This is a genomic window from Prosthecobacter algae, from assembly GCF_039542385.1.
Classification (GTDB): Bacteria; Verrucomicrobiota; Verrucomicrobiia; order Verrucomicrobiales; family Verrucomicrobiaceae; genus Prosthecobacter; species Prosthecobacter algae.
Window position 1 is genome coordinate 567,415 of the sequence record NZ_BAABIA010000001.1, and the last position, 24,605, is coordinate 592,019.

Below are 24,605 nucleotides of genomic sequence, written 5' to 3' on the forward strand. Positions count from 1 at the left end.
GGAAATCCTTCTCAGATTCGCTGCCACCTCACCAGCACAGGCCTTCGTAGCTCCACGGCAGAGTCTTGAGTTCGCGCCAGCCGTTGACATCGATCACGCTCTTCTCCGCCGTCACCCACGCAGCCAGATCCTCCGGCTTCACGCATTTTTGGGAGGCGATGATGAGCTCGCTGCCCTCCACCACTTCGCGGGCATCCTCCCGCAGCAGCGAGGCCAGGTGCGGCATCCGGCGCTGGATCTCGGCCTCATTCGCTCCGATCAGGCGGGATAGGTTCAGGCTCGGGTCATAGATGCGCAGCTCGTAGCCACGGCCTAACAAAGTTTCCGCCACCGCCACCATCGGGCTGCCACGCAGGTCGTCCGTGTCGGCTTTGAAGGCTAGGCCCAGCAGGCCCACTTTGCGGGTGCCCTTGCTGGTGATCAGCTTGATCAGCAGGTCCAGGTGCGCGTGGTTAGTATCCAGCGTATTGTCCAGCAGCGGCAGGGAGATGCCCTCCTGGCGGGCAAAGGACAGCAGCGCGCTCACATCCTTCGGCAGGCAGGAGCCGCCAAACGGATTGCCCGGCTTCATGTAGTACTTTGAAATATTCAGGCGCGTGTCCGCACACACCACGTCCATCACCCGTGCACCATCCTCGCCCAGGAACTTGCACAGGCGACCGATCTCATTGGCAAAACCCACCTTCAGCGCGTGGAAGTAGTTGCAGGAGTACTTGATCATCTCGGCCCCTTCCCAGGCAAGCACGGCAGGCGTGCCACCCAGAAGCTGGCGGGCTTCTTCGCTCTCCGGTTCCAAGCCATCATGGGTGCCCACCACAGCCAGGGAGGGCTCGCGAAAGTCCTTCACCGCCGTGCCTTCTCGCAGGAATTCCGGGCAGTAGTAGATGCGCACCTGGCCTGTCACGCGCAGGTCTTCAAAAAAGTCGCGCACCATCGTGCGGGTACTGCCCGGCAGCATGGTGCTGCGGAAAAGGATCACGTGTGTTTTGCCGCTCTCGCGCAGCGCCTGGGCGATCTGCTCGCTCACCTTCCGCACAAAGTCGAGATTCAGTCGGCCGGACTCCAGCGATGGCGTGCCCACGCAGATGATGCTGGCGTCGGAGTTCGCCACGGCTTCCGCCGCGCTCGTGGTGGCAGACAGACGGCCTTCACGCTTCGCCGTTTGCAGCAGACCATCTAGCTCCGGCTCGATGATGGGGGAAACCCCGGTGTTAAACGCATCCACCTTGGCCTGCTGCACATCCGCCCCGATGATGCCATGCCCCAGCTCCGCCAGGCACCCTGCGGTGACCGCACCCACATAACCCAGACCAAAAATGCTGACGTTCATATCATGCACTTAGCACAGTCCTGAGAGGGCTGACAACTTACCTCCACCAACAAAAAAATAAGTGCTACACATTAATATTGACAGTAACACTGTTAATGTTATCTCATTGGCATGAGTTTCTCTTTGGAGCAGTTGGCTTCGCAAGTCACCGAATGGTGTGCGCGTCACGGCGTCGTGCCCGCCAATGGTCAAGTTGCGGCAGATACCACGGTGAGGACCCTGAGGTATTATCGCACCCTGGGCCTACTCGATGCGGCGGTGGAAGGTGGCGGCAGCGGTTACACCCAACATCATTACCTCCAGGCTGCCTCCGTGCGGGTATTGCAGAGCCAAGGCCTGCCGCTGACTCGCATTCAATCGCTGCTGTTTGGTCGTAGCGATGAAGAACTGCAGGGCATCCTCGACACGGTTGAGGGAGGGGGCGGGCAACTGCCTGAGGCCGAAAATTCTAAGTGGGTGCAGCCGGAGACTTGGCAGACTTGGCCCGTGTCACCGGAGTTCCTGCTCATTTCTCGCCGCCCAGGACTCACTCTTACTGCCGATCAACTCGAAGCCATTCGCCTCATTATACAAGCCTAACAAAAAGCCTCTCTATTTATGAATACCCGTATCTTTGGTCTCATCGCTCAACTTGCCCAGACTCGCATTCACCTGCCGCTCGTTCATCTTGAAACCCGATTTCGCATCATGGGCGAAGTGGCTGTGGTTGAAATGGATCAGGTCTTCGAACAAACGGCCCGCGAGTCGTTGGATGTGACCTACACATTCCCTCTGCCCAGTGCCGCTGCAGTTTATCGCTGCGAAATGATCGTCAACGGGCGGCTCATTCGCGCGGTGGTGCTGGAGGCTGAGGAGGCCCGTGCGAAAGTGGCAGAGCAAAAGGCGGCCGGACGTCGCACCGCACTGGTGGAGATGGAGCGGGATAACCTTTTCACCTTAGAACTGGGAAATGTGGCTCCGGGGGACCGTGTGGTCATCCGTTTTGCTTATGTGGAAAGCCTGGATCGGCTGGGCGCACAGCTCAGCCTTCGCATCCCTTTCTGCCCCGGAGTGCGCTACATTCCCGGTAAGCCGTTGCTGCGAACGAACCGTGGCAAAGGGGTGGCGGACGACACGGATGAGGTACCAGATGCCAGCCGCCTGACTCCCCCGCGCATCCAAGCTGGGCATGAAGATGCCGCCACCCTGTATCTTCACGGCGTGCTGGAGGATGGCGAGGTGGACCTGCTCACTCTGGACTGCCCCACTCACCCGGTCACCATGCGCAGCCTTTCAGGAAGGATCGAAGTGGAACTGTTAGGCGAGGAACATGTGCCAGACCGCGATCTAGTGCTGCGCTGGGAAGAAACAGTGGCCGCCACCCCCAAAGCACATGCCTGGGCCGTGGAAAAGGAGGGGTACCGATATGCACTTCTCCAGGTGAGAGCCCCGCAGGAGGTGGATGTGAAGACGGTAGATGAGGCGGAGTATGCTCAGGATGTGTACTTTTTGTTAGACCGATCTGGAAGCATGGCCGGATTGAACTGGCAGAAGAGCATTGAAGCCCTGCATGCTTTTGTAAAGGAGTTGGGCCAGTGGGATCGAGTGTGGATCACATTTTTTGAATCTAATTACCAGGACTTTGCGGAGCAACCTCTGAAGCGGGATACGCTGCTTACCGATGCTAAATTCCGCCAACTGCATTCGCTGAGCACGGACGGAGGGACTCATTTGCTCCCTGCTCTTGAACATGTGATGCAGATGCTCCCTGTTCACAGCGCGGAGCGTGCGACGCGTATGGTGCTGATCACCGATGGCCAAGTCGGCAATGAGGGCCAAGTGCTAAAGCACATGAAAGCCCTGCGTGATAGCCATGTGCCGGTGCACTGTTTCGGCATTGATACGGCGGTGAATGATGCCCTGCTGAAGGCCATGGCTAGGCGCACGGGTGGGCGTTGTGTGCTCATGACACCCCATGAGGATATCCCTGCCGCAGTGAAGCAACTGGCGGTAGTGCTGCGCAGCCCGGTGCTTACAAACTTGAGCCTCAGTGAGGGCGTCGTGGTGGCGGATGACCGACTGACCTTGCCAGATCTCCACGCTGGCGAGGTCATCCTCATGCCGGTGCAGGTCATCTCTGGCACCGCTCAGGTGACTTTGAGAGGAAGCCTTCCCGATGGTAGCGCCTGGACTCAAGCTTTTAACCTGGAAGAAGCCCTCTCAAGGGATGAAGCCCCGCGCCTGCTTTGGGCCCGTAACCGCACCCAGTACCTTCTTGCGAATGGTCGAGACAACGAAGCGGTGGCCCTGGCTGTAGAGCACAACGTCGTCTGTAAAGGCACCTCCTTTGCCGCCTGGGACGAGGCCGAAAAAGTGCCTGTGGCTAAACGCGAAGTCTATCAGCCGTCGCTCCTGGCGTTGAAGGCTGAGAAGGATGCTGTAGCGGCAGCGGCATTTGCCCATGGTTCCGTCGCCTCGGGGCCAGCCTCTGGATATCGCAAATCTGCGCCACCGCCAATGGTGGAGACCAGCTATGAAGCCTCTTTACCTACAGAGAATTTCTTTTTTGAAGGGGCGTTGAAGAATTATCTCAAGACTTCCAGTTGGGATGAATACAGTGCGGATGATCTTGCAGGCGGGGTAAATCCTAGTTTTGCGTCAGAAGTTGTCAGTTCTGGTCCACCGAGTAGGAGCCGTGGTGATAAGTGGGTAAGCGTCTGCAAAGAAATGGAGGGTCGTTATGGCCAGCTAGAATATCAGGATGAAAGCTGTCTCATGACATGGGGACTTTCTCTTTTGGCGCTCTTTATGAAGGAAGGGCTGAGTTCTGAGGTGGCACGGGCGATCGTGGTGGTTTTGTGTGGTTGGGATGGCGAGGATGCTTCAGGAAAGCGTCATCGACTTCTCGCTACACTGGTGAAAGAAATGACCATTGCTTCGAAACCCTTGGAGCACTTCTGGAGTTTCGTGCACTTGCAGGTAACGGGGGGAGATCTAAACAACCTGAAAAAGATAAACCAGTATGCTCCAGAACCATTTCCGGAACCATTGGAAGGATAACCTTGCTCATTAAAGGGTGGAGAAAGGCAGCGTAACTCTAAACTTTCGGTTAGTTTTTCTTCCCCAGAAAACTCATGACCACCAATCCCAGCAGCACGCCGCATACACAGATGAGCCAAAAGTTGGCCTGCGTATCGGGGAGCTTGCTGTGGATTTCCATGCCGAAGACGCTGGCCAGGGCCGTGAGCGGGAGGAAAAGCGCGGCGAGTAGGTTCAGGCGATGCGCGGTGGCGGCCATCTGGCGGGCGGTGGCCGCCTGGGCCTCGGCCTGGCGGGCAACGGTGAAATTCAGGCCGAACTGGGCATCTTGAAGGAGCAGTTCGGAGTTCCGCTCGATGGCCGCCGCCTGATCTCGGAAGTTGATGAGTTCACGCTCACCCTTCACCAGCTCGCGTGCCTGCTGCATGGTGCGGTGCAGGCCGCGTGAAGAACGCAGCACGGGGGCCAGTTTCTCCAGCACCGTATGATATTCGGTGGCGGTACTGGCTAGATTTTCAGCATCCTCCAGCTCGGTCAGTTTGTTGTCATAGGTCCGCATGTGGTCATTCAAAGCGGCCAGGCCGGTGCCATTTAGGTTGGTCTTCCACTCGCCCTCCGGGCTGCGCCAAAACAGCGCCGGTTTGCGCTGGTGCTCATCGGGCTGTGGGAGCTGGTGCAGGATGATGAGCAAATGTCCCTCCTCCAGCATGGCGCGTTGCGGGCCCGGCTCGCGGCCCAGGCGGTTACGGATGGAGTCGGGAATGATCCACAGCTTCGGGAGAATGCTGGCTTCAGGTTTCATAAACGCGGCGATCCTAGCCGAGGGACCTGGGGCAGGGGAATACAATTTCGTGCCAAGATTCGCTCCGCTTTAGCTTTGCAGACGTAGAGAAAGCCATGCGCCACCTTGTCATCATCCTGGGAGATCAGCTCGATCTCAAATCTTCTGCCCTGGATGGTTTCGATCCGAAGCAGGACCGGGTATGGATGGCGGAGGTGGCGAGGGAATCCACCAAGGTGTGGGTGCACAAGGCGCGCATTGTCACCTTCCTGGCAGCCATGCGGCACTTTGCCGAGGATCTGAAAAAGGCGGGGCTGCCTGTGGAATATCGCCGCCTGGAGGATCCGCAAAACCAGGGCGACTTCATCGTAGAGCTGGAAGCGACGGTGAAACGGCTGAAGCCGAAAAAGCTCATCTTGGTGGAGCCGGGCGAGTGGCAGGTGCGCGAAGATTTTCGCCAGGCGGCTAAACGCTTGAAGGTGGAACTGGACGAGCGTGAAGACCGCCATTTCATGGCCACCCATGCGGATTTTGAAAACCATGCCAAGGGGCGCAAAGGCCTGCGCATGGAGTTCTTTTATCGAGAGATGCGCACCCGCCACGGCATCCTCATGGAGGGTGCCAAACCCATCGGGGGCGAGTGGAATTTCGACAGTGAGAACCGCAAGAGCTTTGCCAAAGCAGGTCCGCCTTTGCATGCAGCTCCGCGACGTTTTTTACCGGATGCCATCACCCAGGAAGTGATCCAGACCGTGGAGGCCACTTTCCCGGAGCATCCCGGCAGCCTCGCCGACTTTGACTGGCCCGTCACGGCGGCGGAGGCACAGATCGCCCTGGAGGATTTCATCACGCATCGGCTGGCGGATTTTGGTGATTACCAGGATGCCATGTGGACTCAGGAGCCGTGGCTCTTTCACAGCCGTCTCAGTGCGGTCATGAATCTGAAACTGCTGGATCCCCGGCAGGTCATCGCAGCGGCGGAAAAGGCCTACCACACAGGCGGCGCCCCCCTAGCGGCGGTGGAGGGATTCATCCGCCAGATCCTCGGCTGGCGCGAGTATGTGCGGGCCATCTATTGGCGTTTCATGCCTGGATATGGAGAGATGAATGAGCTCCAGGCGCAGCAGCCGCTGCCGAAGTTTTACTGGACTGGCGAGACAGACATGAACTGCCTGCGCGATGCCCTCGGCCAGACCCTCCGCTATGGGTATGCCCATCACATCCAGCGGCTGATGGTCACGGGGTTGTTCTCCTTGTTGTTAGGCGTACGGCCACAGGAGGTCCACGAATGGTACCTGGCGGTGTATGTCGATGCGGTGGAGTGGGTGGAGCTGCCAAATACTCTGGGCATGTCCCAGCATGGCGATGGCGGCATCATGGCCAGCAAGCCCTACATCGCCTCCGGCAAATACATCCAGCGCATGTCCAATTACTGCGCGGGCTGCCGTTACGATCCGGCCCAGTCCACCGGGCCCAAAGCTTGCCCCTTCACCACGCTCTACTGGGAGTTTCTCCTCCGTCATGAGCCTCGGCTGAAGATGAATCAGCGCATGTCCATGCAGGTGCGCAACCTGGCCCGCCTCACCGATGCGGAGAAAGAGGCCATTGTGGAACAGGCGCAGTCCATCCGCACGAGTCTGGCGTAATCCCCACCACTTATGTCCACCTCTCCCCGCGTCTGGTTCATCACAGGTTGCTCCTCCGGTTTCGGTCAAGCCATGGCCGAGGCGGCACTGCTGGCGGGAGATCACGTCATCGCCACCGCCCGTCAGGTCGCGGATCTGGAAATGCTGGAACACATCGGCGCAGGCCGCTGCCACATTCTGCCGCTGGATGTGACCGATGCTGCGCAAGTCAGCGAACAAGTAGCCGCTGCGCAGGCGGTCTGGGGGCGGCTGGATGTGGTGGTGAACAATGCAGGCTATGGCCTGCTGGGCGCGGTGGAGGAATGCAGCGAGGAGCAAATCCGGTTAAACTTTGAAACGAATTTCTTCGGCGCTTTGAATGTCATCCGGGCTGCCCTGCCCATCCTGCGTCAGCAAAAGCAGGGACACATTATCAATATCAGCGCAGCGGCGGCCATCTCCAACTATGCCGGTTTTGGCATCTACGGCGCGGCCAAAGCGGCCCTCGAATCACTGAGCGAAAGCCTGCGCCTGGAGGTGGCGGCCCATGGCATTAAGGTCACCCTGGTGCAGCCTGGCCCTTTCCGCACCCGCTTCATCGGCAAAGGCATGGCCCAGGCCACCGCCACGGAAACGTATGCGGGCAGCAGTGGCAAATTCGCTGCCTATTTAGAGAAGGTGGATGGCAAGCAGCCCGGCGACCCCGAACGCGCCGCCGCCCTCATCGTGAAAATGGTCCAGGATGGGCAGTCGCCTCTGCGGCTGCCGCTGGGCAAGTATGCGGTGAAGAAAGTCCGCGATGTCGCGGCCTCCCGCCTGCGCGAACTGGAGGCCTGGGAACAGGCGGCAGGCGAGACGGATGGCTGAAGAGCATGCAGATAGGAAAACCGTCTCGACAAAGTGGCTGCATCCATGCGAGATCATTCGAGAATGAACTCGAGTCCCTTCCGCCGAGCCTGCGGCCGTTTCTTCCGCTACGCGGCCTGGACGGGCATGATCGTTTTCATCCTTGTCTCCTCAGTTTATGTCTATCTGGATTGGAAAGCGGAGAAGCGCTGGGCGGCTGTGCAAGCGATGGTCAAACGGGAAGGGGAGACCCTCGCGCTGACGGACTTGATGCCACCCCGCCTGCCCGAGGCGGAAAACTATGCAGCCATCCCGGAACTGCGCGGCATCAACATCGTCGAAGATGGCGATGATAAAAAAGGAGCTCCGGCAGCCAAACGCCAGGCCTTGCTGGATCTGGTGAGCGGTCTGGAAAAGATCACCCCTAAAATGTACCAGGAGTCTTTGCTGGGGAGACCTCCGGATTGGCCGCGCCTTATGGCCGAACTGAAATCTACCAGCTACATTACCGACCTGCCACCCGCTGGAAAAGAGGCCGAGCTTTTCAAGCGCACCTTGGAGACCCAGAGGCCCCTGCTCAAAGTTCTCGCCGAATCCTCTCATCGTTATCAGCAGGCGGAATGGGTGCCAGCTTTGCGCGATCAGACTTTGCCCAAACATCTGATGGAACGGAAGGTGCCGCACTACAATGCCGTGCAGATGATATGCCGGGCTTTAACTTTGCACGCCATCGCAGCCGCAGAGTCCGGAGATGCCAGGGCCGCCCTGGATGATTATCGTGCGATCTCTCTGTTAACCAAAACCCTGAATCGCGAGCCTTTGCTGATAGGCCACTTGGTATCCTTGGTCAGCAATCGGTCTGGTTTTGAAGTGGTGTGGAGCCTTCTGCGGTTGAGGGGTCTTCAAGAAGCAGATGTGGCCAGTCTGCAAACCCTGCTGGCTTCCTATGAACCCGAAAAATCTTACCTGCTAAGTCTGCGAGGAGAACTGTTCCTCGGGCTCAACTCTCTGGAAGCACTGGCCAGCGATCCCACGGGAATGGGGATGTTTTCCCTGGCCGGGGCCACGGGCAAGACGGGAGGTTTCCGATCTTGGATTGGGCGGGCAGTGCCGGACAGCTTTTTTACAGAAAGCAGTGCCAGTTGGGTGGAACTGCAAATGACCCACTTCATTCGCCCGATGAAGAGCCAGGGAAGCTGGGCCGTGGTTCAACAGCAAGATGCTTTGAATGCAGCGCTTGGCAGTGGAAGACTCTTTGAACAGCCGTTTGACCGATTTTTTTCCCGGTTCATGCTTCGAGCCTCACTGGCGGTCGCCCTGCGCACCCTGAATGTAGAGGTCTTGCGGAGGCAGGCCCTTGTCGCTTGTGCCCTGGAGCGTTACTTCATTAAACAGGGGCGGTATCCTGAACGATTGGAGGAACTGGTGCCGCAATACCTGGCTTCCGTGCCGCTGGATCCTGTGGATCAGTTGCCTCTCCGCTACCGTCAGGCCGATTCAGGCCGCTATCGCATCTGGTCCGTGGGGATGGATGGCGTGGATGATGAGGGGCAGGTGAATCCTGGGCCCGGAGACAATCCGGCGGCCATTTTGAGCAAACCTCAGTACCAGGGTGATTGGACCTGGCAGTATGAGCCTGTGGCGCTACCGCCGGCGGTGCCTGCCGCAGCGCCCAAAGGTCCGGGGCTGCCTCCGTTACCGGGTTTTCCTTCGGCCCCATCCGGCTCGTAAACGGTCCCAAGTCGGGTTTCAGCCGCTTGCATAGGGCCTCGGTGGGCCCGATATTCTCTCCGTGATTCCTTTTTATTGGTCTTCAGGAGGCTCCCGCTCTTGGCGTGGGCACCTGCCATCAGACGGGTCGGCTTCCCGCTTTTTGACCCCGCACCTTCCCCAGGAATCCCCCGATGGGGAAGTCTTGGGGAGACGATGGGGAAAGTCATCCCCATCACAAAAAGTTGAGGATCAGTCGATTAGGTCCAAAAATCCCCAGGTGGGGAAAAATTCGCCTTTTCCCCCATTTAACCCTCATTCCCACTCATTTTTGAATCTCAGGTCCGGTGGAAAGCTTGATTTGGGTCCAAAAAGCCCCTTGCAAAGCGGCGACGCCAGCCCATAATCCCCGCCCCTTGCGAGCTGCCTAGTCACATCGCCGTCGGTCTCCAGGTCCGTTTTCTCTTCTGAGAAGCCACGGACGCTCGCTCTGGAGGTAACCCGGTATATCCAAATCCATCCATGTCCGTCCGCCTAGCCCGATTCGAAATGCCGAATCGCCTCGTTCGCAACGAGGCCACCGCCACCGATACCTACGCCCAGTTCAGCGCCGAGCCTTTTGACAAAGGTTACGGTCACACGATCGGGAACTCCCTTCGCCGTGTCCTGCTTTCTTCCCTGGAAGGTGCAGCCATCACGTCGGTGAAGATCCGCGGGGCGGAACATGAGTTCAGCACCCTGCCAGGCGTGCTGGAAGATGTGGTTCAGATCGTTCTGAACCTGAAAAAAGTCCGTTTCAAGCACCACAGCGAGAGCAAAGAAGCCCGCCTCCTCTCCATCAGCGTGGACAAGGAAGGTGCTGTCACCGCCGGTGACATCAAAGAAGACAACCACTACGAAGTCATCAACAAGGACCTCGTCATCTGCAACCTGGACCGCAAAGCCAAGTTCGAATGCGAATTCGAAGTCCGCGTCGGCCGTGGTTTCTCCACCTGGGAAGAAAACAAGCGTGCAGACACCCCGATCGGTGTGATCCCGATCGACTCCATTTACAGCCCGGTGACCCGCGTGAAATATGGCGTGGAAAACACCCGCGTCGGCCAGAACACCGACTATGACAAGCTGGTGCTGGACGTTTGGACCGACGGCCGTATCGCCCCGAGCGACGCCCTCCTCCAGGCTGCCTCCATCCTGCGTCACCACCTGGACGTGTTCGTCAACTACGACGACAAGGCCATCGAATTCGAAGCGGCTCCAGAAGCCCAGACCGAAGAAAACAGCGAGCTGCGTAAGCTCCTGAACATGAGCGTCAACGAAATCGAGCTGTCCGTCCGTGCGGCGAACTGCCTGAACAACGCCAACATCACCTCCGTGGGCCAGCTGGCCATGAAGACGGAGGCCGAAATGCTGCGCTACCGCAACTTCGGCAAGAAGTCCCTCACCGAAATCAAAGAGAAGCTGGCCGAACTGGGTCTGTCTCTCGGCATGAAGTTCGATTCATCGCTGCTTGAGCCTACCTCCGGCGGCAGTTCCTTGCTCGCCCGCAGCAGCATGATCGCTGATGACGATGATGAAGCCGATGCCGCTGGTTTCGCCAGCCTGATCGACAGCCACCTGCCAGATGGTGACGACGACGAATAATCCCTGACCTTAGACTAGAGAGAACGAAGACATGAAACACGGAAGAAAAGTCCCCAAACTCCAGCGCGACGCAGCCCACCGCAAAGCACTGCTGGCCAACCTCGTTTGCGCCCTTGTGGAGCACCGCCGCATCCGCACCACCCTGGCCAAGGCCAAGGCCGTGCGCCCGCTGGCTGAGAAAATGATCACCCTGGGCAAGCGTGGTGACCTTCATGCACGCCGCACCGCGATTTCCGAACTGCGCCAGACTGGCACGGTGAAGAAGCTGTTTGAAGACATCGCTCCTGCCTCCAAGGACCGTCAGGGCGGCTACACCCGCATCATCAAGCTCGGTCAGCGCCGCAGCGACTCCGCCCCGATGGCTTTCATCGAGTGGGTTGACGCTTATGTGCCCCCAGCACCGAAGTCTGAAGAAGCCGCTGCCGATGTGGTGACCGTCGAAGAGCCAGCCTCTGCTGAAGAAGCTGCTCCGAAGAAGAAGCGCGCCACCAAAAAGGCCGCCGAAGCTACCGCTGAGTAATCAGCCTCTACGGATCTAAGATCTACTTTGAGCGCGGATGCCGAAAGGTATCCGCGCTTTTTGTTAGGCAGGATCGTTCAATCCAACGCTGTTTTGCCCCAGATTTCCTGGAGGAGGTGATGGATGGAGGGTTCGGCGGTTTTGAGTTCGCCGTGGACGAAGGGGTAGAAGTCATTGACGCCGAAGTAGGCTTCGGTCATCTCGGCAAAGAACTCCTTGTGGTTGGTTAGGGCATAGTGGCGGATCCGGCGGCCGGTGACATGCAGGCTCCTGTCGCCATGACCGGACTTTTGATAGGCCTCCCAGCAGGCGGCGATGCGGGGTTCGTCAAAGCCCAGTGCCTGGTCGTGATAGGCGTGGGCTAGCTCATGCAGCAGGCTCCAGGGCTGGATGTGCTGATGGCGGGCGGAGACGAACTGCGCGGCGACAGGGATGTGCACGGCTCTGGCCAGGGAGGCTGAATGGCCGTTGTCCGTCAGCCACTTCGCAGACGGATGATACTGCATGGAGGTGAGGTCGCGGCTGTCGAGCTCCAGCCAGATCGGGACCTTCTGAAGTGGGGGGACTTTGTCTTTCGGCAGGACGGTGACGATGTCTGCCAGGCGGGCCTGGAGAAGGGCAAGTGCGGTCTTCCCCAGCGCGGCGTGGTCTGGCTGCAGCAGGCGCTCATCCACATGGATGGTCCATCCTTCCACCTGATGGGCTGCATGAGTTGTGGCCTGGGCCAAGCCAACCGAGGTGACGAGTGAAACCAAAATGGTAAGGAGAGTGGTGACGGACATGCGAGGGGTATAACGTCCAAAGCTGGGCCGTTTGTCTCCAATAAGGAGCATCTGAGCATTGCATCCTGCGTCAGGGTGGCTGACGTTGGCGCACTCATGGTGCGTGCTCTGGGATCTCATACTCTCGCGTTGGTCCACGGTTTGGGAGACTTTACGTTGTTTACGTTAAGGTCGTTCCAGTCCGTGTTTGGCACGCGTCGGCTGTTTCGCCGGGTGGTGCGGGCGATGTTTGAGCAGGGCGTGCGCTGCCTGCCGGTGATCCTCATTGTGGGGCTGTTCACCGGATTGGTACTGGGTCTGCAGGGCTACTATGTGCTGAACCGCTTTGGTTCGGAGAGCCTGCTAGGCGCTTTGGTTTCGTTGAGCTTGGTGCGGGAGCTGGGGCCGGTGCTGGCCGCGCTGATGCTGGTGGGGCAGGCGGGTTCGGCACTGGCGGCGGAGCTGGGCATCCAGCGCAATACGGAGCAGGTTGCCGCGCTGGACACGATGGGCGTGAACAGTCTCGGTTACCTCATCTCGCCCAGGTTGTTGGCGGCTTTGATGGTCTATCCCATGCAGACGGCGTTGTTTGTCGCCGTTGGTCTTTTCGGGGGCAGCCTTTCCGGCACTTGGTTGTTAGGCCTGGAGTCCGGGGTCTATTGGTCATCGGTGGAGCGTGCGGTGCAGATGCAGGATGTGACGGAGTGCCTGATGAAGGCGGGCACCTTTGGCCTGCTGACCATCGCTCTCTGCGCCTACCATGGATTCAATGCGCATCGCTGCCGCTCGGCCACTGGCGCGCGTGCGGTGAGTGCCTCCACCACACGGGCGGTGGTGCAGTCCAGCATCACGGTGCTGGCGGCGGATTATGTGATCACCTCTTTCCTTGTCTGATGATGCCTGATCCCACTCAAGAATTGCTGCTTCAGGTGCAGGGCGTGCATAAGCGCTTTGGCGACAACGTCGTTCTCGCCGGGGCAGACCTGGACGTGCCGCGTGGCAGTCTGGTGACGGTGATGGGGCGCAGCGGCGCGGGCAAGTCGGTGTTCCTGAAATGCCTGGCCGATGTGATCCGCCCGGATGAAGGCCGTATCCTTTTTGATGGGAAGGAACTGGCCGCAGGCGCGGCGCGCGCGGACTTCCGCCGCCGTTGCAGCTTCCTATTTCAGAGCAATGCGCTGTTTGATTCGCTGACGGCCCTGGAAAATGTGGCGCTGCCGCTGGAGCAGACGCTGGATATTTCAGAGAAGGAGATCCGCGAGCGAAGCCGGGAGGCGCTGCGCCAACTGGAACTGGAAGCTCACCAGGACCGCTATCCCAGCCAGCTTTCCGGCGGGATGCAAAAGCGGCTGGCGCTGGCACGGGCGATTGTCACCCGGCCAGAGCTGGTACTGTTTGACGAGCCGACGGCGGGCCTGGACCCCCTGCGACGGAATGCGGTGTTCGTGATGATCGCCCGTTACCAGCGGCAGTTTGGCTTCACCGCGGTGGTGGTCACGCATGATGTGCCGGAGGCGCTGATCGCGAGCGATCGGGTGGCCTTGCTGGACCAGGGGCGGATGCATTTTCAGGGAACACCCGCGCAATTTTCCGCTTCATCCGATTCTGTCGTGGTCAGTTTCCGCGACAACACGGCGGCCCTCAGCACTTCTTTGGCTGCCATCCGCAGCGGCGCACTCCTCCATTCTGAAGACGTATGAAACAGACCAAGCTTGAATTACTTGTCGGTGCCTTTGTGCTTTTGGGCCTAGCCGCCGTCGCCTACCTGACGGTGAAACTGGGAGCAGGCTCCCTGCTGGGCGGGGACACTTACATGCTGGAGGCGCGGTTCACCAGCGTCAGCGGGCTGAATGCGGGTGGCAATGTGGTGGTGGCCGGGGTGACCGTGGGCCGGGTGGAATCCATCCGCATGGAGCCGACGGAATACACGGCGATTGTGACGCTGAGCGTGATGTCTGGCCTGAAGCTGCCTACGGATTCCATGGCCTCCATCAAAACAACCGGGCTGATCGGCGATAAATATCTAGCGCTTTCCCCGGGTGCGGATGAAACTTTCCTAAAAGCTGGCGAGCGAATTACGATGACAGAGTCTTCCGTTGATCTTGAGTCCTTAATCGGGAAGATGGCCTTCGGCAGCGTGTCAGAAGAAACTGAAAAAGCACCACCCCCATGAACCGACGTTCCTTACTCGCTTTGATTGTGTCCGCGCCCATCCTGCTCGGGCAGGCTTCTGCCTCCACTGCGGAGGCGCAGGCGCGTCTGAAGACGGCGGTGGATGAAGTCCTTTCCGTTTCCAACCGGGTCTCCAGCCGCAGCGCCTTGGCGGAAAGTGCGCGGCCGGTTTTGCAAAAGCACATCAGCTTTGAAACGATGACCCGCCGAGCTGTGGGCGTGGGCTGGCGGCAGTTCAGCGCGGCGCAGCAGCAGAAGGCGACACAGCTTTTCACCACCCTCGTCATCCGCACTTACAGCAACAAGTTCACCCCCGGTGAAAAGGCGGCGGTGGATTTCCAGACGGCCCAGGCTCCTGCAGCCGGCCGTGTGGATGTGCCGACGACGCTCGTTTACAAAGGCAGCCGTTACAGTGTGACCTACCGCATGGAGCAGGTGGGTGGCGGCTGGCGCATTGTGGATGTGGTCATCGAAGGCGTCAGCATGGTCGCCAATTACCGCACCCAGTTGGATTCCACCTTTAAAAAAGGCGGTGCCGCCGCTGTCATCACGTCCCTCGAACAATCAGTCTCCCGCCCCCAATGAAAACTGGCATCCCCACTCTTCGTTTGCTGACGCTGGCCTTGGTCCCGTTCCTGACGGACTGCGCCACCCCCAAGACTTCAGCGCCCCCTGTGGTGGCGGGGAGTGAAGCGGTGAAGCCGCTGGATGCCGTGGATGAACTGGACGACTACGGCGCGGCTGCGGAAGTGGCCGATCCGCTGGAAGGGCTCAATCGTGCGACCTTCAAGCTCAACGACGGTCTCTACAATTTTGTCTTTAGGCCCGTCTCCAAAGGGTATGAGTTCGTCGCCCCGCAGCCAGTGCGGAAGGGGCTGACCAACTTTTTTGACAACGTGAAGTTCCCAGTGCGCTTCGTGAACAGCGGTTTGCAGGGCAAGTTTGTCCGTGCTGGCAAAGAGGTGCAGAAGTTCGGTGTGAACACCATCGTGGGTGCGGGCGGTTTGGTGAAAGTGTCCGACAAGATCCCCTCCCTGGTGGCTGTGCCTAGCGAAGATACAGGTCAGACGCTGGCTAAGTGGGGCCTCGGTCATGGCCCTTACATCGTGCTGCCTGTTTTTGGTCCGAGCACGGCGCGTGAAACGGTGGGCTTTGCCGGTGACTATGTGCTGAATCCAGTCAACTGGGGATTCTTCCTGAAGGGAGATGCCCGTGACTGGGTCTGGATCCCTTCGACGGTGAACACGGTGCAGTCCCTGCCTGACCAACTCTACTATTACGACGAGGCCTGCAAGAACTCGGTGGATCCCTACCTGTCGGTGCGCAGCATCTATATTCAGAACCGTAACTCGGCGGCGGGCCAGTAGGGCTACTTCAGGGATGATTTGTCGCATGCTTGGTTAGACTTCCGGCAAGCTAAGCTGTGCGGGGAACCGTCCGGCAAGGTGGGCGCGGTAATCTTCATCCTGCGTCGTGGATGAAACGGGTTTCTTTAGCGAAGCCTCAGAGTATCCTTTGTTATGGCATGGGGATGATGCCGAAATGCAAAAGAGGCGATGAAATTCCGGGCGGGGTGTGTACTGATACCTCCCCCGATTATGATTCCCCCCAATCATCTTTTTCCTGAGTTCCGCCTGCTTAAACCGATCCTCGTGGGTCTTGCGCTGCTGCTTTCGATGGTGCGCGTGCAGTCGGCGGAGGTGACCTGGAATGGTGGCGGGGCCGACAACAACTGGGGAACGGCGCTGAACTGGGGCGGGGCGGTGCCGCTGGCGGGTGACTCGCTGGCTTTTGGCGGCAGCCTGCGGCTGGGCGCAGTGAACAACCTGGCGGCAGACATCAGCTTTGCAGGCATCACCTTCAACAGCGGCGCGGGGGCGTTCACGCTGTCGGGCAGCCGGATCACGCTGGGCGGGGATGTCATCAACAACTCTGCGGCCACGCAAACGCTCAGCTTACCGCTGCTGCTGGATGCGACGCGCAGCTTCAATGCGGCTGCGGGAACGCTGACGGTGAGCGGTGCCATCAGCGGCAACGGCGGCCTGAACAAGACGGGGGCGGGCACGTTGAACCTCAGCGGCACGGTGGCGAATGCCTACACGGGGCTGACGACGGTGAGTGCGGGGATCCTGAACCTGGACAAGACGGCGGGCGTGAATGCGGTGGCAGGAAATCTGGAAATCACGGCTGGAGGACGGGTGACCTTTGCGCGGTCTAACCAACTGGCTGACACGGCTTTGGTGACCATGAGCGGGGCGGGCAGTGTGTTTAATGGCACGGCTGTGAATACGGGCATGCCGAATTCCTTTTCTGAAACCATCGCCGGGCTGGCGATCACAGGCGGTGCCTTCAATCCCGGGGGCGGATCCATCTGGACGATCACCGGCGCGGGCAGTTTCACCGGCGGTGCGGACAACACCATCTTTGTGGGCAACAGCGGTGCGCGGCTGAGCTTTGACAGTCTGAGCCTCACGGCCATGACGGCCACGGCAGGTGCTGTGGTGGGGACGAACAATAGCTTCACCCTTTATGGGAACTCGGGTACGCAGAGTTCCATCACGGTGGGCAGCGGCGGGCTGACGCTGGACGGCTCTCGCCTCAATATGCGGCGCGGGGGAGCAGGTGCGACCGGGAGCAAGGTGGTGCTGAATGGTGGCGTGACGACGGTGGGCACGGCGGCTTCATTCATCACGGAAGACACGGCGGGCGGCACGACCGGGGTGGTGCGCCTGGAACTCAGTGGCACGGCGGCTGTGGTGGAGCGCGAGTTTAACATCGGGGCAGGCGGGGCCAACCTAACCATCAATGTGGAAGTGACCAACGGGGCCTCCACCCAGGCGGGGCTGACCAAGACGGGCAATGGCAACCTGAGCTTCACGGGTGGCTATGCCAACAGCTACACCGGGACCACACGGATCAATGGCGGCATGCTGACGCTGAACAAAACGCCGGGGGTGAATGCCGTGGCGGCAGACATCGAGGTGAATGCGGGAGGAACGCTGACGATGAGCGCGAATGACCAGATCGCCGATACGGCGGGCATCATCGTGAACACGGGCGGGACCATCGCGGCCTGGAGCCGGAATGAGACGATCGCCTTTTACACGCAGAATGGTGGCGGGGTGACGGCGAGCGGCAACACGGGGCAGGTGGTCATCACGGGAGCGATGCGGCTGCTGGGGGGCAATCTTTTCACCATCAACAGCAATGCTGTGCCCGCACATTTTCAGATGGGCAGCCTGGAACTCAGCGGGGCGGATCTGCTGGTGGGCGGCAACAACGGGGTGGGGCTGGGACGCACGGCGGTGACGGTGGGCAGTGGTGGCCTGAGCCTGAAGAATGGCCGTACCCTGACGCTGTATCGCGGCACGGCGGGTACGGTTTTGAACCTGAATGGCGACTTCACCGGGGCGGGCAGCAACTCCATCATTGCCAACATTCCGGGCCCTGTGGAGCCGGAGCTGAACTTGGGAGCGGAGACGCGTACTTTCACGATTGAGACAGGAGGCAACACGACGATCAGCGTGGCCATCGTGGGCAATGGCGGGCTGACCAAGGCCGGGCCGGGCACTCTGACCTTCACGGGCAATCTGGCCAACACCTATGCGGGTGTGACGACGGTGAACGGCGGCGTTTTGAACCTGAACCAGACGGTGGGCACGGATGCGATCACTAATGGACTGGACATCCGGACGGGCGGGACGCTGACCCTGACCGCGAATGAGCAGATCGCCAACAGCTCCGGCATCACGATGAATGGAGGGCTGCTGTCGCCTCTGACCACGACGGAGACACTGGCCTACTACACGCAGAACTCTGGCGGGCTGAACAACAGTGGTAATGTGGGGCACCTGATTGTGACCGGGACCATGACGCTGGATGGTGGCAACATCATGACCCTGAACAGCAGCGGAGCGACTCCGCCTAACTGGCAGTTTAACCGGGCGGTGCTGCGTGGCGCGGACATCCTGGTGGGGGCCAACAATGGCACGGGCAATCCCCGCACCCGGCTGACGGTGGGCGCTGGCGGGCTGTTGCTTCAGGGCCGGACGATCACGCTGAATCTGGGCAATGCGGGCTCGGAAATGTTCCTGGATGGGGATGTCAGCGCCAGCGGCACGAGTGCCATTACGGCGGGCTCTAGTGGGGCTGTGGAACCCTTGCTGCATCTGGGCACGGGGACGCGCGTGTTTGACATCACCGGCGGTACCACCACGCTGGGGCTGGAGGTGACCGATGCGGCGGCGCTGCAGAAAATGGGCAGCGGTACCCTGGTGCTGACGAGCGGCAACAGCTACAGCGGCGGCACCACGGTGAGTGCTGGCAATCTGCGCCTGACCAATGCCAGCGGCAGTGCCACGGGCACGGGGGCGCTGACGGTGAACAGCGGTGCGACGCTGAGCGGCACGGGCCGCGCGGCACCAGCCAGTGGGCAGGGGATATCCATCAATGGTATCGTCTCGGTGGGAAATCCAAGTCCCGTCTCTGGGCAGACGCTGACGCTGAGCACCAGCGGCCTGGGCACGGTGGAAATCGGTGGCCGGGTGGTGATTGATCTCTTTTCAGGCCAGGGCAGCGGCGGCGTGAACAATGCGGCGAGTGCGGACCGTCTCATCCTGGCCAGCGAGGCCGGTGTGATCTTGGGGGGTGGCTCCGTGCTGAATGTGGTCACCAGCATTCCGGTGGATGCGGGGAACTCGGCAGGCTGGGCGCTAGGCACGACCTGGCAGATCATTGACTGGAGCGGACTGACGGGTGGCCTAACCGGAAGTTTTGGAAACCTGAGTGGCCCCTCTCCTTCGAACTATCTGAATTTGCCGGACCTAAGCGCCATGGGCTTTGCCTGGGATGTGTCAGGTCTTTACACGCAAGGCACGATCAAGGTGGCGCTGATCCCGGAGCCTGGGCGCGTGCTGCTGCTGGTGCTAGGTCTGGGCGCGGTGGTGCTGCGCCGACGCAGGGGCGTGTGAGGTGGATGTGTTTTTGGTTAGGGGAGCTTTCGTGGGTGCTGGGGCTTGGGGGAGTTCCGTGAGGGATCTTGGCGGCTGCGCCGCTGAATAATGGGGCGGAGAAGAGTCTCCGCGCTCCTCTCGGGGTGGCTGCGCCGCTGAGTAATGGGGCGGAGAAGAGTCTCCGCGCTCCTCTCGTGGTGGCTGCGCCGCTGAGTCATGAGGCGGAGAGGAGTCTCCGCGCTGCTCTCTTGGGGTTACTTCTTGGGGGCGGGGCGGGTGGGGAGACCGTTTTTGATCCAGGTGGCGGGAGGTGTGAGGGGGGCGGCCAGGAAGGCTTCACGCTCTGGATCGGCCAGGGGGGCGACGGGAGAGAGGAAGGTGCGTGTCTGGTGTGCGAGGCACACTCTCACGAGGTCCTGTTTTAAGTCTCCACGCTGCACCGGGATGGCGCTGATGATGTGATCATAAGTGCCCACTTGCAACGAACGCAGGGCTGGAGCGGGCTTCTCCTCGGTGGCGGCTTCCAGGCCTAACCAGCGAGTGTTGGCATTGCAGCTTTCGGCCAGCGGCAGCAGGACGCAGGTGCCTGCGGGAAGGGGCTGAGCAGGGCTCGGTTCAGGGATGGATGTGGTACGGTCCAGGCGGAGGTACGTGCCGGGAGGAATGGTGGAAGGCAGGGGTTCGCGCAGCACTCGGAAGGCCCATTCCCAACTCGGGACCCGGAAGATTTCCTGAGTCATCTGTGCCCAAGGCAGGCTGGCAAAGCCTGAGTCTGCCGCGACCCAAAGCTGGGTGGCCTGCGGGCTGGTCTGGGCGATGGCTTGGGTGAGGGTTTCCAAAAACGGTGCCCAATCCAGCTCCGCGCCTGGGGTGGCGGACATGGGTTTCAGTCGGTCATGATGAATGACGCGACCCGCAGGGCCCTGCACGATGAGGCTGTAACGTCCCTGGGCGGCCTCGCCACGCATGACCAGGCTGATCCAGGCGGTGGGGGCCAGTTCTGGACGTTCGCGAAGCTCTGCGGCGACGGACCAAAGTTCGACCTGGCGCTGATGTTCAAGCTGCTGCATCTGCCGGGGATCTGCCACCAGGGCCTGCACCAGTGGGGAGGGCTGGCTGCGGCTGTGCAGGTGGCGCAGGGCGAGGGTCTGCAGTTCGTCGGGAAGCACACGCAGGAGGGTGACCTCGCGGTCATGCAGCGTCTCATGCAGGAGAAAGAGATCCTCGGCATCTTGGATGGCTTCGGGCTCCAGTCGTGACCACGCGGTGCGCAGGGACTTCGTCCAATCCTGCCAGATTTCCTGATCGCGAAGAAAGGGCATGCGGCGCTGGTTCTGGCGCAGCGTTTTGGCATAACCAAGGATGCGTTCAGGGGAGGGCGGCAGGTGGGGCAGCAGGCGACCGAGGGTGATGAGGCGGTGGTGGCGTGCGGCGAGGGTGGCGGCGGACTGCAGGAGCTCGTGCTGCTTTTTCAGGGCGTAAGCCTGGGCCTTGCGGGCGACCCAGCTCAGGGCGGCGAGGGGGTGATGTAGCACGATGCCTGCGCGGCGCAGGACCTCCCAGTCCGGGTCATTCTGCACTTCACTGGTTAGGTATGGGTGCGCGGCGTCCTGGGGATCAAGATACTGGCGGGCGGCGGCCTGGCCATTTTCCGTGGTGGGGAGATCGCCAGGGAAGGGGAGATCCTCAAGGGGGATCTGGAGGGCGGGGTGGCCGCAGAGACCCATTTCGGAAAGGTGCCAGGCGGCCACGCGGCAGCGCTGCAAAAAGGAGTCTGGAGCCTGGGGCGGCAAAAGGTGGAGGACCAGGGCGGCGAGCCGGGCTGCCTGATCCGCATCGCCTGCCAGACGGGCGGTGGAGGCGGCGGCGAGCAGGGTTTCCAACTCGGCTCCGCGCACAGCTCCCTGGGCGGGGCGGGCATCGCGATGCAGCATCCAGGCGGTGATATGCCAGGGGGCGAGATCCGCAGCAGGGGTGGCTTTGGATTCAAGCTGCTGGAGGATCTGCCGATGGAGTGTGCTGGCGAGCCGACGGGTGATTTGAGATGAAGCAACGGGCCAGGGGAGTTCGCTGTCCCAGAAGCCGAGGTCCGTTTTGCGGCCCGGTTTCCAGCCTGGCGTGGCGGTTTGCAGCAGGGCCTGAAGTTCAGTCCATGTGGCGGTGCCCAAAAGACTGCGGGCCTGCCACAGCACGAGGGCGGAGGACAGGGGGGCTTTGGTCAGCGGCAGCAGCGGTGGGCGGTCCTGGCTCAGCCGTTGGCGGAGGGTTTGCAGCAGGCTGTCCTTTTTGGCCGGGGAAAGGGCGGGGAGTTCCAGCACCTCAGGCAGCAGGGCGAGGACGGCCCAGAGGATGGCGGACTCGGGCGACTTCAGGGCGCGGAGGGCCAGTTCGGTCGGGTCCTGCCGACGCTGGGGAGGAGAGTCAGCGCCATGGAGCTCCCGCCAGAGGGCGTAGTCGGGCCGTTGGGCGTGCTGGGCATCCTGCTTCTGCCAGTAGTCGCGCAAGGCACCACGGCTGGGCTTGCCCGTCTGGGCAGAGCGCCAGGCTTCGAACTCCCGGATCACCGTGCCGAGGGGGACGATGGGGGCAGGTTTGCGGGCGGCTGGCTGAGGGGGGCGTGGTCGGCGCGGGGCTGGCATGAACTGGGGAGTGTAGCGATGGCGGGCGAGAGAGCAATGGCGCAGCGGGGGAGACGCTGACTTGCAATGCGGGGGCTCCCACGTGTAATACGGCATGGGTTTGTCATGGATCATTCGTAAGGGCCTGCTGCTGCTGGCCATCGCTGCGGCACTGCCTGCGCAGACGCCGGAGGCGAAAGAGGGCAAGGATGTGAAGGAGGCGAAAGTGGAGCCAGCCAAAGTGGTGCCACCTGCGCCTGTGGAGGAGCCTGCGCCGGACAAAAGGCAGACGCTGAGCTCCCTACTGACGACCCGTGACGGCCTGCGCAAGTCCCTGGAAGAGCAGCGGCAAAAGCTGCGCAACGAGACGGCAGAGACGGCGAAGAAGGACATCCAGGCCGAGATCGAACGGCTGGAGAAACGCCGCCAGGAGGTGGAGCGTGACTTTGCGGTGATGGTGACGGGCCTGCAGTCGCTGGAAAACTACAGCACCAGTCCGGAGGTGCAGGCCCCGCTGAAGTTGCAGGATGAACTGGGCCAATTCCTGACGCCCATCTTCAGCGATCTGCGGGAGCTGACGCGGAAACCGCGCGAGGTGCGGGCCCTACAGGATGAACTGGCCCGTCTGGAGCTGCAGAAAGGCCAGGCCAAACGGGCGATGGAGGAGGTGGATAAACTGCTGGCTGAGCTGAAGGCGAGCAAAGCCCCGGACGCAGGGCTGCGCACGGAACTGAATGACACACGCAAACGCTGGCAGACGCGGCTGGGGGAAACGGAAAGCCGCGTGGCGGTGGTGCAGCACCAGCTTCAGGAACTGAATGTCTCGGGCGCGAATTTTTGGTCGGAATTGGGCAAGCAGGTGCAGCGGTTTGTCTTCACGCGGGGGACGAACATTGCACTGGCCCTGCTGGCCTTTCTAGTGGTTCTCTTTGGCCTGCGGGCGGCCTACTATTATGCCCTGAAGCTGGTGCCGGTGAAGAAGTACCAGCGGCTGAGTTTCTCCGCCCGGCTGCTGGATGTGGTGCATGAAGGGGGCAGCCTGCTGCTGGCCATCGTCTCCGCCCTGCTGGTGCTGTATGCCCGGGGGGACTGGCTGCTGGGCGGGCTGGCTTTGTTAGCCGTGGGTGGTTTGCTGATGACGGCGAAGTCGGGAATCGGCAAGCACCTGGAGGAGTTGCAATTTTTGTTAAACCTGGGCTCGGTGCGCGAGGGAGAGCGCGTGTACATTCGCGGTGTGCCGTGGCGCGTTGGGGCCATCCACATGTTTACGCAGCTCACGAATGTGGCCATCGGCGGGCCGGGGCTGCGGCTGCCTTTGGCGGAGCTTTCGAAGATGGTTTCGCGCCCGAGCTCGCTGGATGAGCCGTGGTTCCCGTGCAGCAAGCGGTCGTGGATTTTGCTGAACGGGGCTACGCTGGCGCAGGTGACGGACATCACGCCGGACCAGGTGGAGCTGCGCTATGGCGGGGGGCTGAAGCGCTGCCTGCCGATCAGTGACTTTGTGAAGATGGATGTGGCCTGTCTGGCGGGCGGTTTTGCGCGCTCCATCACGGTGGGGTTTGACTATCGGCATCAGCCGCAGGCGCTGACGGAGATGCCTGAAATCCTGAAGTCGGCAGTGAAGGCGGCCTTGCTGGAGACGATGCGGGAGGAGGAACTGACGGATGTGGTGGTGGACTTTCAGGAGGCGGCGGCTTCGTCGCTGAATTTTCTGGTGGTCGCTGTGCTGGCGGGTTCCCAGGCGCCTAACTATCTTTCCATTCCACGGATCATGCAGCGGGCGGTGCTGGCCACGGCGAGCAGGAATGGCTGGGAGATCCCCTTTCCGCAAATGGTGGTGCGGCAGGCGGGCGTTTGATCTACTGAAGTGCCCACAAAAAAGGCCAGCCACTGGTGGGTGGCTGGCCTGGAAAGGGACGGCGAAGATTATTCGCTGACCTTGGCGCTCTTGATGGTCACGGCTTCAGCAGGCACGTCGCGATGACCGCCTTTGGAGGTGGTCTGCACAGCGGCGATCTGGTCGATGACTTCAAGGCCTTTGGTGACTTTGCCAAAGACGCAGTAGCCCCAGCCGTCCTGGCCAGGATAGTCGAGGAAGCTGTTGTCCTTGAGGTTGATGAAGAACTGGCTGGAGGCGCTGTGTGGGTCCGGCGTGCGGGCCATGGCGAGGCTGCCTTTGACGTTCTTGAGGCCGTTGGCGGCTTCGTTCTGGATGGGGGCATCCGTCTTCTTCTGCTGCATGTCAGCGGTGAAGCCACCGCCCTGGATCATGAAGTCAGGGATCACGCGATGGAAGATGAGGCCATCATAGTGGCCTTTTTTCACGTATTTGACGAAGTTGGCGACGGTGCTCGGGGCCTTGGCGGCGTCGAGCTCGATTTCGATGGTACCTTTGCTGGTTTCCATCACGACTTTCACTGGTTTGGTTTCGCTCACAGGGGTCTCTTGGGCTGGGGTTAAACCGGTCGAGCCGACAAACGTGACTGCGAGGGCGGCAAGAAGCGGAAAATTGAGTTTCATAGAGTTGGGGCTTGAATGAGGCATGGAGAGGCCGGATTTGCAAAGGGGAATGTCGGCATCGGGCAAATGGCAGGGGGTGACATAAAGAACGGCCATTTTTGAATAATGCAG

General features: G+C 60.7%; 19 protein-coding genes. 14 read left to right on the forward strand and 5 right to left on the reverse strand.

Annotation, left to right across the window (positions count from 1 at the left end; all coding sequences use genetic code 11):
- Positions 1-28 precede the first annotated feature (28 nt).
- Positions 29-1,330: a nucleotide sugar dehydrogenase gene (locus tag ABEB25_RS02225; protein ID WP_345734750.1), complete on the reverse strand. Its 1,302-nt coding sequence runs from the start codon at positions 1,328-1,330 to the stop codon at positions 29-31.
- 111 nt (positions 1,331-1,441) lie between these two features.
- Between ABEB25_RS02225 and ABEB25_RS02230 the strand changes: the two genes are divergently transcribed.
- Positions 1,442-1,909 (forward strand): MerR family transcriptional regulator, encoded by a 468-nt coding sequence (locus ABEB25_RS02230; RefSeq protein WP_345734751.1) that lies wholly within the window; start codon positions 1,442-1,444, stop codon positions 1,907-1,909.
- Between the two features lie 18 nt (positions 1,910-1,927).
- Positions 1,928-4,369: a VIT domain-containing protein gene (locus ABEB25_RS02235; RefSeq protein ID WP_345734752.1), complete on the forward strand. Its 2,442-nt coding sequence runs from the start codon at positions 1,928-1,930 to the stop codon at positions 4,367-4,369.
- Positions 4,370-4,418: 49 nt separating this feature from the next.
- Here the strand turns inward: ABEB25_RS02235 and ABEB25_RS02240 are convergent, their stop codons facing one another.
- Positions 4,419-5,150, reverse strand: a complete 732-nt coding sequence (locus tag ABEB25_RS02240) for a CorA family divalent cation transporter (protein ID WP_345734753.1) — start codon at positions 5,148-5,150, stop codon at positions 4,419-4,421.
- A gap of 95 nt (positions 5,151-5,245) precedes the next feature.
- On the opposite strand from ABEB25_RS02240, the gene ABEB25_RS02245 reads away from it, so the two are divergent.
- From ABEB25_RS02245 to rplQ, 5 genes are all read left to right on the forward strand, one after another.
- Complete coding sequence (locus ABEB25_RS02245) at positions 5,246-6,775, forward strand: cryptochrome/photolyase family protein (protein WP_345734754.1); 1,530 nt, start codon at positions 5,246-5,248, stop codon at positions 6,773-6,775.
- A 12-nt stretch (positions 6,776-6,787) separates the two neighbouring features.
- Positions 6,788-7,621: an SDR family NAD(P)-dependent oxidoreductase gene (locus ABEB25_RS02250; protein ID WP_345734755.1), complete on the forward strand. Its 834-nt coding sequence runs from the start codon at positions 6,788-6,790 to the stop codon at positions 7,619-7,621.
- A gap of 63 nt (positions 7,622-7,684) precedes the next feature.
- The gene (locus tag ABEB25_RS02255; protein ID WP_345734756.1) at positions 7,685-9,331 is read left to right on the forward strand and encodes a hypothetical protein; all 1,647 of its coding nucleotides are present in this window, start codon (positions 7,685-7,687) and stop codon (positions 9,329-9,331) included.
- A gap of 501 nt (positions 9,332-9,832) precedes the next feature.
- Complete coding sequence (locus tag ABEB25_RS02260) at positions 9,833-10,951, forward strand: DNA-directed RNA polymerase subunit alpha (RefSeq protein ID WP_345734757.1); 1,119 nt, start codon at positions 9,833-9,835, stop codon at positions 10,949-10,951.
- A 31-nt stretch (positions 10,952-10,982) separates the two neighbouring features.
- Positions 10,983-11,471, forward strand: coding sequence for a 50S ribosomal protein L17 (gene rplQ / locus ABEB25_RS02265; protein WP_345734758.1), 489 nt, complete (start codon positions 10,983-10,985; stop codon positions 11,469-11,471).
- 77 nt (positions 11,472-11,548) lie between these two features.
- Here rplQ and ABEB25_RS02270 read toward each other — a convergent pair whose 3' ends face one another.
- Entirely contained in the window at positions 11,549-12,253 is a 705-nt protein-coding gene (locus ABEB25_RS02270; protein WP_345734759.1) for a M90 metallopeptidase family protein, read from the reverse strand.
- A gap of 183 nt (positions 12,254-12,436) precedes the next feature.
- On the opposite strand from ABEB25_RS02270, the gene ABEB25_RS02275 reads away from it, so the two are divergent.
- The 6 genes from ABEB25_RS02275 (at position 12,437) to ABEB25_RS02300 (ending at position 19,374) form a co-directional block, all read left to right on the forward strand.
- Positions 12,437-13,126 carry an MlaE family ABC transporter permease gene (locus ABEB25_RS02275; protein ID WP_345734760.1) on the forward strand — a complete coding sequence of 230 codons (690 nt, stop codon included), beginning with the start codon at positions 12,437-12,439 and terminating at the stop codon, positions 13,124-13,126.
- A complete protein-coding gene (locus tag ABEB25_RS02280) occupies positions 13,126-13,932 on the forward strand; it encodes an ABC transporter ATP-binding protein (protein ID WP_345734761.1) in 807 nt (268 codons plus the stop codon). The genes ABEB25_RS02275 and ABEB25_RS02280 overlap by 1 nt, the downstream gene beginning before the upstream one ends.
- Positions 13,929-14,405: an outer membrane lipid asymmetry maintenance protein MlaD gene (mlaD, locus tag ABEB25_RS02285; protein WP_345734762.1), complete on the forward strand. Its 477-nt coding sequence runs from the start codon at positions 13,929-13,931 to the stop codon at positions 14,403-14,405. Before ABEB25_RS02280 ends, mlaD begins: the two co-directional genes overlap by 4 nt.
- Positions 14,402-14,989: an MlaC/ttg2D family ABC transporter substrate-binding protein gene (locus ABEB25_RS02290; protein ID WP_345734763.1), complete on the forward strand. Its 588-nt coding sequence runs from the start codon at positions 14,402-14,404 to the stop codon at positions 14,987-14,989. The genes mlaD and ABEB25_RS02290 overlap by 4 nt, the downstream gene beginning before the upstream one ends.
- Positions 14,986-15,771: an MlaA family lipoprotein gene (locus tag ABEB25_RS02295; protein WP_345734764.1), complete on the forward strand. Its 786-nt coding sequence runs from the start codon at positions 14,986-14,988 to the stop codon at positions 15,769-15,771. The genes ABEB25_RS02290 and ABEB25_RS02295 overlap by 4 nt, the downstream gene beginning before the upstream one ends.
- A gap of 231 nt (positions 15,772-16,002) precedes the next feature.
- Positions 16,003-19,374 (forward strand): beta strand repeat-containing protein, encoded by a 3,372-nt coding sequence (locus tag ABEB25_RS02300; protein WP_345734765.1) that lies wholly within the window; start codon positions 16,003-16,005, stop codon positions 19,372-19,374.
- A 236-nt stretch (positions 19,375-19,610) separates the two neighbouring features.
- On the opposite strand, the gene ABEB25_RS02305 is transcribed toward ABEB25_RS02300, so the two are convergent.
- Positions 19,611-22,109: a hypothetical protein gene (locus ABEB25_RS02305; RefSeq protein ID WP_345734766.1), complete on the reverse strand. Its 2,499-nt coding sequence runs from the start codon at positions 22,107-22,109 to the stop codon at positions 19,611-19,613.
- On the opposite strand from ABEB25_RS02305, the gene ABEB25_RS02310 reads away from it, so the two are divergent.
- Positions 22,090-23,832 (forward strand): hypothetical protein, encoded by a 1,743-nt coding sequence (locus tag ABEB25_RS02310; RefSeq protein WP_345734767.1) that lies wholly within the window; start codon positions 22,090-22,092, stop codon positions 23,830-23,832. The genes ABEB25_RS02305 and ABEB25_RS02310 overlap by 20 nt on opposite strands.
- Before the next feature lie 68 nt (positions 23,833-23,900).
- Here the strand turns inward: ABEB25_RS02310 and ABEB25_RS02315 are convergent, their stop codons facing one another.
- Positions 23,901-24,380, reverse strand: coding sequence for a peptidylprolyl isomerase (locus tag ABEB25_RS02315; protein ID WP_345734997.1), 480 nt, complete (start codon positions 24,378-24,380; stop codon positions 23,901-23,903).
- Positions 24,381-24,605 lie beyond the last annotated feature (225 nt).